1 protein-coding gene is annotated in these 10,933 nt (G+C 75.9%); it reads right to left on the reverse strand.

The features are described 5' to 3' along the window. Nucleotides 1-24 precede the first annotated feature (24 nt). Complete coding sequence (locus RBH18_RS25590; RefSeq protein WP_306212160.1) at nt 25-10,848, reverse strand: beta strand repeat-containing protein; 10,824 nt, start codon at nt 10,846-10,848, stop codon at nt 25-27. Between the last annotated feature and the right edge of the window lie 85 nt (nt 10,849-10,933).

Below are 10,933 nucleotides of genomic sequence, written 5' to 3' on the forward strand. Positions count from 1 at the left end.
CAGAATCTGATCTCCCGCCCGCGGTCAGCGGCGGCGGGTGCGGGCTCCGATGCGGGCCACCGCGCCGCCGACGACCAGGAGGACGGCGAGGAGGATCAGGCCGGTCAGGTCCTGGCCCGTCTTGGGCAGGTTGTTCGAGCCGGTCGAGCCGTCCGAGCCGCTGCCGGCCGGGGTGTCGGTCCCGGTGTCGCCGTCGCTGCCGGAGTCGGTGTCGGTGTCCGGGTCGTCGGTGTCCGTGGTGGAGCCGGCGATGGTCAGCGATGCCGTGGCCGTGTTGTTGACCGTGTTGCCCTCGGCGCTGGTCGTGCTGATCGTGACGTCCACCGGGAAGGTGCCCGCCTTGGCGGTCTTGGCGACGGCCAGGTAGAGCCAGAGCTCGCTGCTGGCGCCGACCGGGGCGTCCGGGCCGGTGCAGGTGACCGCGTTGGCGTCCACGTCGGGTGCCGCCTGGCAGGAGAGCGGGATGGTGTCGTCGGCGGTGGCCTGCGCGGTGAAGTCCGCCGCCGAGGCGTCCAGCAGGACGGCCGCCTTGGTCAGCGTGGTGCCGGCGGGCGGGTCGATGACGAAGCTGACGTCGGCCGCGCTCGTCGTGCCGTTGTTGCTGTACGGCAGCTTGAGCAGGATCGCCGTGCCCTTGGTGGCCCGCGGCTGCGGGTTGGAGTACTCGATGTTCAGGTCCACCGACGGCGCGCCGACCGTGAAGGTGGGCAGCGCCTGGTCGTCGGAGGAGCCGCAGGTGCCGTCGTCGCCGCCGTCGACGCAGCCGCCGCTGATCGTGGAGCCGATCGAGGCGCCGGTGCTCACCACGAGCGGCAGCTCGATCGTGGTGGTCTCGCCGTTCGCGATCGCGAGGGTGCAGACGACGGTCCGGGCGGTCGAGCCCTGGGCGCAGCCGTCGGGCAGCGTGCCCACGGTGGTGTTCGTGGGCAGGACGATGGTCGCCACGTACGGGTCCGCGTCCTGCGGCCCCGAGTTCGTGAGCGTGATCGGCAGCACCGTGGTCTGGCCGGGCGCCGGCTTGGCGACGGTCGGGGTGCCGACGGTGACCGTGACGTTGTAGCTCGCCGCCGTCGCGGTGACCAGCGTGCCGTTGCTGCTGAGCGTGCCGGCGGTGGTGTCCCCGGCCAGCAGGACGCCGGCCGGCGCCCACTTGGTGCCGGTGGCGACCGTGCTCGCCAGCGTCACCGCGACCGTGATCGTGAGCGGTGTCCCGGCCGCCAGCGACAGGGCGGTGCAGGTGATCGCGCTCGTTCCCACGGTGCAGTCGGCGCCACCGACCGTGGCGCCGGTGACGGTCATGCCGGCCGGCAGGCCGCCGAGCGGGACCGTCAGGGTCAGGTCGTCGTAGGAGGCCGTCGACGTGTACCTGATCGTCGCCGTGCCCGAGTCGCCCGCGGCCACGGTGGCCGGGGTGAAGGCGACGGTGGTGCTGCCGGTCAGCGGGCGGTCGGCGGCGAAGGAGGTCACCGTCGCGTTGCCGCCGCAGACCGCCGGGCTGCCGGAGATCGTGATGCAGCCGTTGGCGACCGGGTCGCCGTTGGTCGCCGTGCTGCTGACGACCACCGGGATGCTCCAGGTGCGGGTCGTGCCGGCGGCCTGGGCGAACCGGCAGGTCAGCGTCGTGTCCGCCACGCGGTTGCAGTCGAGGGCAACCTGGCCCGACAGCGTGCCGAAGGTGCTGTTCGTCGGGGCGGTCACGGTGGCGGACACCACGGCGGCGTCGGACGGGCCGGTGTTCGTCACGGTGATCTGGGTCGAGGTGACGTCGTCGGGCAGCACGTTGCCGGTCGGCCCGGTGACCGTCGCGGTCACGGTGCTGCTGGCGGTGCCGACGGTCAGGGCGGTGACCGGCCGGGTGACAGCGTCGTCGCCCTGGCGGACACCCACCGAAGGCGCCCAGGCGGACCCGGTGACCGCGGCCGCCGTCGTCGTGACCGCGAGCGCGATGCCGGTCGACGCGCCCGCCGCGAGCGTGATGCCCGGGCAGGTGACGGCGGTGGCGCCGACGACACAGGTGCCCGAGGCGCCGGTCACGGTCACCCCGGCGGGGAGTCCGGCCAGCGGGACGGTCACGGTCAGGCCGCTGCGGGCGTCGGCCGCGCGGACGGTCACGGTGGCGGTTCCCGTACGCCCGGGAATGATCGCGGGATTGTCGGCCGTGACCGTGATCGCCTGGTCGAGGGTTCGCGTCAGCGGGATGCCGGGCAGGTCCTCCTCGCCGGTCCCGCACGTGCCGTCTCTGTTCGTGTCGACGCAGCCGCCGCCGAGCGTCGTCGTCGGGTCGGCGTCGCGGGAGACGAGCAGCGGGATCTCCCACACCAGCGGCGTCGCGGCGGCGGTGAGGTCGAAGGTGCAGTCGAGGCGGCGGTCTCCGGCAGGCGTGCAGTCGGCGGCCGCCTGCCCGGTCAGGGTGCCGAAGGTGGTGCCGGCGGGCGCGATGATGCTGGTCGTCGCGTCCACGGCGTCGGAGGGGCCGGTGTTGTCGGCGGTGACGGTCAGGGTCGCCTCGCCGCCGGGCGTGACGCCGGCCGCGGCGACGGTCGTGTCGTACTCGATCGGGGCCACCGGCGCGCCCGCGGTGATCAGCGTGCCGGAGGAGACCAGGGTGCCGGCGGTCGCGTCCCCGGCCAGCGTGATGCCCGTCTGGTCCCATCGGCCGGTGGCCGAGCCCGCGAGTGTCACGTCGAGCGACACCGTGAGCGGCGTCCCGGCGGCCAGCGCCAGCCCGGTGCAGGTGATCGCCGTGGCGCCCACGACGCACGTCCCGGCGCCGGTGACGGTCATCCCGGCCGGCTTGCCGCTCAGGGGGATCGTCAGGGTCAGGTCGTCGTAGGAAGCGGTCGAGGTGTAGGTGAGGGTGGCGGTCCCTGACGAGCCGGGCGTCACGGTCGCCGGGGTGACGGCCACCGTGGTGGAGTCCTGCAGGGTGCGGCCCGCGGCCAGCGAGGCGACCGTCGCGTTGCCGCCGCAGACCGCCGGGCTGCCGGCGATCGTGATGCAGCCGTTCGCGACCCGGTCGCCGTTGGTGGCGCCGGCGTCGACGAGCACCGGGATCGTCCAGGTGCGGCTCGTCCCGGTGGCCTGGCCGAACTGGCAGGTCAGCGTGGCGGGGCCCGCGGCGGTGCAGTCGAGCGCGACCTGGCCGGAGAGCGCCCCGAAGGTGCTGTTGCTCGGGGCGGTGACCGTGGCGGTCACGCCGGTCGCGTCGGAGGGGCCGGGGTTGGCGACGGTGATCTGCGTCGAGGTGACCTCGCCCGGCAGCACGGTGCCGGTCGGGCCGGTGACGGTCGCGGTGAGCGGGGCGTCGGGCGTGCCCGTGACGGCCAGCCGGCCGCTGCCGGTCGCCGTCTCGCCGCCTGCCTCGAGGGTGATGCCGGTCGCCGTCCAGGTCACCCCGGCGCGCAGGGCGGACGCGGCGCGGATCAGCAGGGCGACGGGGTTGGTGGCGCCCGTCGCCACGTCGACGCCGGTGCAGCGCACCTCGCCCGTCCAGCCGCAGACGGCTCCGGTGGGGCCGGCGGCGGAGACGACCGTCAGGCCCGCGGGGAGCGAGGTCAGGGGCACGGTCACGGTGGCACCGGGGATCGCGCGGTCGGCGACGGTCCGGACGTACGCGACGGCGGTCTGACCCGGCACGACGGTGGCGCTCTGCGTGGTGACCTGCACCCGGTCGTTCAGCGGCGTGCCGAGCACGAGGTCCGGGATGTCCGTGTCGCAGCCGGTGCCGGTGTCCACGCACCCGTTGCCGAGCGTGGTGCCGCCCCCGGCGGCCGCCGCGACCCGGATCGGCAGCGTGAAGCGGAGAGTGTCCGCCGCGTCGACGTCGACCGTGCACGTCGCCGCCCGGGGATCGGCAGCCGTGCAGAACGCGGGCAGCGGGTCGATGAAGGTCGTGCTGTCCGGCGCCCGGAAGGTGACCACCCGGGCCCGGGCGTTCGAGGGCCCGCTGTTGGCGACCGCCACCGCGAGGGACGTGTCGGAGCCCGGCAGGACCGTGCCGGCAGCCGGGGGAGTGACGGTCACGGTCAGCGTGCTCGCGGCGGCGCCGATCGTCAGGGCGGTCACGGGCCGCACCACGGAGACCGAGCCCTGGGCCACGGAGACCTGCGGCGTCCACGTGGCGCCGGCTGCCGCGGCCGCGGTGGTGCTCACGGCGAGGGCGATCCCGGTGGACTCCGCCGCGGCCAGGGTGGTGCCCGAGCAGGTGACGTCGGTGGTGCCCACGACGCAGTCGGTGGTGCCGCCCTGGCGGGCGCCGGTGACGGTCACTCCGGCGGGAAGTCCGGCCAGCGGGACGGTCACGGTCAGGCCGCTGCGGGCGTCGGTCGCGCGGACGGTCACGGTGGCGGTTCCCGTACGCCCGGGAATGATCGCGGGATTGTCGGCCGTGACCGTGATCGCCTGGTCGAGGGTCCGCGTCAGCGGGATGCCGGGCAGGTCCTCGTCGGTGGGCGCACACGCGCCGTCGCCGTCGGTGTCGACGCAGCCGCCGCCGAGCGTCGTCGCCGGGTCGGCGTCCGCGTCGACGACCACCGGGATCTCCCACACCAGTGGCGCCGCGGCGGCGGTGAGGTCGAAGCGGCAGTCGAGCCGGCGGTCGCCCGCGGGCGTGCAGTCGGTGGCCGCCCGGCCGCCGAGCGGGCCGAAGGTGGTGTCGGCCGGCGCGAGGATGCTGGTGGTCGCGCCGGTGGCGTCCGAGGGGCCGGTGTTGTCCACGGTGACGGTCAGGGTCGCCGTGCCGCCGGGGGTCACCCCCTCCGCCGCGATGGCGGCGTCGTAGACGATCGGGGCGACCGGTGCGCCGGTGGTGATCAGTGTCCCGCTGCCGTAGGCCTGCTGCCCGGCCGTGTTGCGCAGCACGATCGTGCCCGGGTTCCAGGCGATCCCGCCGGCGGCCCCGCTCGCGGCGCGCACGGTGACGGTGAGGACCTCGTTGCGGCCGGTCGTGAGGTCCACGCCGGTGCACACGATGGCGCCGGAGAGCGAGCAGGAGGCGCTGGGGGCGACCGCGGTGATCGTCAGCCCGGCCGGCAGCGTCCCGGTCGGCACGGTCAGGGTCAGGCCGGTCAGGTCCTGGGTCGAGGTGACGACGACCGTGCCGGTGGCGGGGGCGCCGCCCGGGACGGCGGTGCCCGCCTCGACGGTCAGCGTGGCGGCGGCGCCCAGCGGCGTCTGCAGTTCGACGGGCGGCAGGGGCTGGTCGGGAGCGCCGCCGCAGACGCCGTCGAGGTCGGCGTCCCAGCAGCCGTCGTCCAGGGGCACGCCGGGGTCGGCGGTGCCCGGCACGAGCAGGGCGAGGGTGAACGCGCGGTCGCCGGCGGGCAGGTCGTCGGCGCAGGTGACCAGGTCGGCCGTCGCGGTGCAGAAGCCGGCGGCCGGGCCGGTCGGCGGGGCGAAGGTGGTGCCGGTGGGCGCCTTGAACTGCACCCGCGCGTCCGGGTAGAAGGACGGGCCCTCGTTGGTCAGCGTCACGGCGAGCTCGGCGGTGCCACCGGGCGGCACGGTGCCGGGAGCGGGGGCGTCGACGGCGACGGCGAGCGGGTGGACCGGGGCGCCGATGCGGGCGGCCACGGGGGTGAAGGTCGCGGTCTCCGGGCCGTTGGTCACCGTGACGGTGGGCGTCCAGGAGGCCGCGACCGCATCCGCGGCCGCCGTCAGCCGCAGGGTGAGCGTGGTGGGCAGGTCCACGTTCGGGCAGTCCGTGCAGGGCGTCGCGCTCACCAGCGTCAGGCCGGCGGGCAGCGTGGCGGTGTCCAGCCGGACGGTCGACCCGGGGCGGGCCGGCGAGCTGTTGACGGTGATCGTGGCGGTGCCGCTCGTGCCCGGGGTGATCGACGGGTTCGAGCTGGTCACGGTCACGACGGTGGCGAGCGGGGCGCGCAGGGCGAGGTCGGGCAGGACCACGTCGCCCGTGCCGCCGCAGGCGCCGGTGCCGTCCAGGTCGGCGCAGCCGCCGGTGATCCGGACGGCGGGGTCGGCGTCGGCCGGGATGACGACGGGCAGCGTGAGGACCAGCGGCTCGCTGGTGGCGGCCAGGTTGACCCGGCAGGACAGCGTGGTCGCCGTGGTGGCGGTGCACGCCTGGGCGGTGGCGCCGGTGAGCGGGCCGAAGGTGGTGCCGACCGGCGCGGTCACGGCGACCGGCGCGTCGACGGCGTCCGAGGGGCCCTGGTTGTCGAGCACGAGGTCGATGTCGGCGGTGCCGCCAGGCAGGACGGTGTCCTCGGCCGGGGCCCGGGTGGTGCCGGTGAGGGTGAAGCTCGCCGCGCCGGTGCGCAGCAGCACGCCGTCCGCGGACCGGCTCGCCCCGGCGCCGTTGGTGACGGTGATGCCGGTGGCGGTCCAGGTCGCGGCGGGCGCGGCCGAGGAGACTGCCAGCGGTACGGACACCGTGGCGGCGCCCCCGGCGGCGATGTCCACGCCGGTGCACCGGATCGTGGTGGCGTCGCTGGTGCACGTGCCGGTCGGCGCCACGGAGGGCGTGCCGACGGTGACGCCGCTGGGCAGGCCGGCGAGGGGGACGGTGACGGTCAGGCCGGTCTGTTCGGGGTCGGTGGTGACGGTGATCCGGGCGACGCCGGTGCGGCCGGGAGTGACCGTGACCGGGGTGGTGCCGATGTCGATCTGCTGGGCGAACGGGGTCGCGAGCGGCACCGGCGGCACGGTCACGTCGGGCGGCGAGCAGGTCCGGTCGTTGTCCAGGTCGACGCAGCCGCCGGTGAGCGGCTGCCGCGGGTCGGCGTCCGGATCGACCACGACCGGCACGGCGAGCACGATCGGGTCCGCGTCGGCGGGCAGCCCGAAGGTGCAGGTCAGCCGGGTGGCGCCGGGCTCGGTGTCGCAGATCGCGTCGGTCGCGGCGCTCAGGTCGCCGATGGTCGAGCCGGTCGGCGCGTCGAAGCCGATCGTGGTGGTGGGCAGGTCGGACGGGCCGGCGTTGTCGAGCGTGATGTCCAGGGTGCCGGTGCCGCCGGGCAGGATCGGCTCGTCCGGGCCGTCCACGGTCGCCTGGAGCGTGGCGGCGGGCGCTCCGACGACGGCGAGCTGCCCGTCCTGCGTGAGCTGCCCGCCGCTGCCGGCGTCGAGGACGATCCCGGTGGCGGTCCAGGCGGTGCCCTCGGTGGCGGCTGCCGCTGCCCGTACGCGCAGAGCGGTCACGGACGTCGTCGCCCCGTCCGCCACGTCGATCCCGGTGCACCGCACCTCGGCCGGGGTCTGCGTGCACCCGGGGGCGACGGCGGTCACGGTCATCGAGGCGGGCACGTCGGCCAGCGGGATCACGAGCGTGAGGCCGCTCAGGGCGCCGCGCTGGGACTGGACGCCGATCGTGACCGGCTCCTGCGTACCGGGGGTGACCGTGGTGGAGGTGGTCAGGATCCGGGCACGCCGGTCGAGCGGCACGCGCAGATCGAACTCGGGGATCTGCGTGTCGCAGGTCGCCGGGCCGGAGAGGTTCACGCAGCCGCCCGCGATCGGCGTGAACGGGTCGGCGCCCGGGTCGACCGCCAGCGGCAGGGCCAGCGACGGCGTGCTCGTCCCGGCCGCCAGGCTGACCGTGCAGGAGAGGCTGCGGGCGTCGCCGGCCACGGTGCAGGCGGTCGCGGCGTCGCCGGTCAGCGTGCCGAAGGTGGTGTCGGCCGGCGCGGTGACGGTGAAGGTGCGGCCGGAGACGTCGGACGGCCCGGCGTTCGACACCACGAGCGCCAGGCTCGTCGTGTCGCCCGCGGTGACCGTACCGTCGGCGGGCGGCGTGACCACCGCGGTGACGGCGGCCTGCGACGGCCCGGCGGTGGCGAGCGCGCCGTCCGCGGTGACGTGCTCGGGACCGTTCGTGACGTCGATGCCCGTGGCGGTCCAGGCGGTGCCCGGGGCGACCGACGCGGCGACGGCCACGGTGAGCTCGATGGCGAGCGGGTCGTCACCGGTCAGGTCCACGTCGTCGCACGTGATCGCCGCGGCGCCGACCGTGCAGCCCGGGGCCCCGGTGACGCGGAAACCGGCCGGCAGCCCGGCGAGCGGGATCGTGACGTCGAGGTCGTCCTGCGGGCGGCCCGACGTCAGGGTGACCGTGGCGGTGCCGGTCCGGCCGGGCGCGATGGTGGCGGGCGTGGTCGTGACGGTGACGATGTCGGCGAGCGGGGTCTGCAGCCAGAAGTCCGGGATCCGCGGCTCGCCCGGGTCGCACACGCCGTTCGCGTCGGTGTCGTAGCAGCCGCCGGTGACCGGGTCGTCCGCGTCGGCCTGGGCGTCGACGGTGAGGTCGAAGTCGTACGAGACCGGCGCGGCCGCCGCGGTGAGCGTGACCGGGCAGGTGGCCGAGCGGCCGTCCCCGGCGACCGTGCAGCCGGCCGGGCCGTTGCTCAGCGTGGTGCCGAGGGGCGCGATGACGGCCACGCTCGCCCCGGCCGCGTCGGACGGGCCCTCGTTGTCGACCGTGACCCGCAGCGTGCCCGTGCCGCCGGGGATCAGGGTCCCGTTGGCCGGCGGGGTGAAGGTGGGGGCGAGCGTGAACTGCGGCGCGCCGATCGTGCCGAGGGCCCCGGAGGCGGTGACCTGCTCGGCGCCCTGCGCCACGGTGATGCCGGTGGCCGTCCAGGTGGGTCCCTGCGCGGCGCCGGGCGCCACGGCCAGGGTCAGGCGGATCGGCAGGGTCGTGCCGTTCTCGACGGCCACGCCGGTGCAGGTGACCGCGGTGCCCGTGACCGTGCAGGCGCCGGCGTCGCTCACCGTCATGCCGGCGGGCAGGCCCGCGAGCGGCACGGTGACGGTCAGGCCGCTGACGTCGCCGTGGGTGGCCTGGACGTTCACGGTGGCCGTGCCGGTGGTGCCCGGAGTCACGGTCACCGGCGTCGTGGTGACGGCGACCTGCTGCGCGAACGGCACCTTGAGCATGATCGGGTCGAACGCGACGTCGGGCGCGGGGCCGCAGGTGCCGCTGTTGTCGAGGTCGACGCAGCCGCCGCCGAGCGGGGTGTTGACGTCCGCGCCGGCCGGGATCGCGACGGGCAGGGTGAGCACCGGGCTGCTCGTCCCGGCGGTCAGGGTCACCGTGCAGGTGGCGGTGGCCGAGCCGGGCGTCACCTGGCAGGCCGTGGCGGCCGCCCCGGTGGGCGTGCCGAAGGTCGTGCCGGTGGGGGCGAGCACCCGGAAGACGGTCGCCGGGGCGTCGGACGGGCCGGCGTTGCGGACGGTGAGACTCAGGTCGGCGGTCTGGCCGGGCTCGATCGTGTTGTCGGCGGGGCCGCCGACGGTGGCGCTCAGCGCGTACGCGGGAGTGCCCGCCGTGGCCAGCGCGCCGGTCACGGTCAGGTCCTCGCCGCCGTCCGACACCGTGATGCCGGTCGCGGTCCAGGTCGCCGGCGGGGTCACGTTCGCGGCCACCGCGACCGTCAGCGGGATGACGAGTTCCCGGCCCGCGGTGAGGTCGACGCCCGTACAGGTGAGGGCGGTGGCCGACCGGGCGCAGTCGCCGGTGACGGTGAAGCCCGCCGGGAGGTCGTCCAGCGGGATCGTGACGGTGAGGTCGTCCTCGTCCTGCGTCGACGTCAGGCGCACCTGCGCGGTGCCGTCGCGGCCGGGCACAATCGTGGCCTGCGTGGTGATCGCCGTCAGCCGGTCCGCGATCGGCGTGCGCAGGTTGATCGTGGGCAGCGCGGCGTCGCCGGGGTCACCGCACGTGGTGTTGTTGTCGAGGCTGACGCAGCCGCCGGTCAGCGGGACGGCCGGATCGGCGGTCGGGGCGACGTCCAGCGGCAGGGTCAGCGTGACGGCCGGGCCGGCGGCCGGGATGTCGTTCGTGCAGCGCAGGGCGGTGGGGGAGAGCTGCGTACAGGCGGCGGCCGTCCCGGTCAGCGTGCCGAAGGTCGTGCCCTGCGGCGCCACGACGACGTAGGAGGCGTCCCGCGCGTCGGAGGGCCCGCGGTCGGAGACGGTCACGGTCATCGTGGCGGTCTGCCCGGGGCGGACGGTGCGGTCGGCGGGGCCGGTGGCCGTCACGCCGAGGGTCCAGGTCGGGTTCGCCGTGACGAGGGTGCCGGTGGCCGTGCCGGTGGAGCCCCCGCTGCTCGCGGTGACGGGAGACCCCGCCGCGGCCGTCCAGGCGGCGGTCACCCCGGCTCCCAGGGTCACGGGTACGGACACCACGACGCTGCCCGTCGCCGGCACCGTGACGCCGGTGCACCGCACGCCGGTCCCGTCGGCCGTACAGGTCCCGCCGCCCGTCGTCGTGACGGTGCCGACCGTGTAGCCGGCCGGCGGCGCGGGCAGCGTGATCGTCGTGGCCGTGGCCGGGATGATGCCGACGTTGCGCACGGTCACCCGGGTCGTCGCCGGGTCGCCGCCCGGGACCGCGGTCGCCGGGGTGATGCTCACGCCGTTGTCGAGGTTGACGTCCGGGTCGCTGACCGTCAGCAGCCGCCCCTGCCCGCTGATCGCGGTGCCGTTGAGGGTGGCGCTGAGCCCGGTGAGGTTCCAGACGGTGGCCGGCGGGGTCGTGGTGGTGGCCGCCGCCCGTACGGTGATGGGGGTCGACCCGCCGCCCGGCACCGTCACGCCGGTGCAGGTGATCGCGGTGGACGTGACCGTGCACGGGGTGCCGCCGACCGTGGCCGAGACGATCGACACGCCCTGGGGGCGCCCGTCGAGCGGGATCGTGACCGTGGTCGTGGCGTCGGACGGCCCGTCGTTCGTCACCGTGATCGTGGCGTTGGCCTGCTTGCCGGCCGCCAGCGAGATCGGGTTGACCGTGATCAGGCCGCCGGTGCTGCGGGCGGGCTGCCGGTTGACCAGCGTCCCGCCGCCGCGCACGGTGATCGTGGTGCCGGTGACGGCGGCGATCGGCGTGCTCACCGCGGTGATGGTGTTCGCGGCGGGCGCCCAGTCGGCGGCGGTGACCGCCGCCGACGCGAGCGACACCGGCAGCGACACGGCGACG

This window comes from Actinoplanes oryzae (assembly GCF_030757795.1).
GTDB lineage: Bacteria > Actinomycetota > Actinomycetes > Mycobacteriales > Micromonosporaceae > Actinoplanes.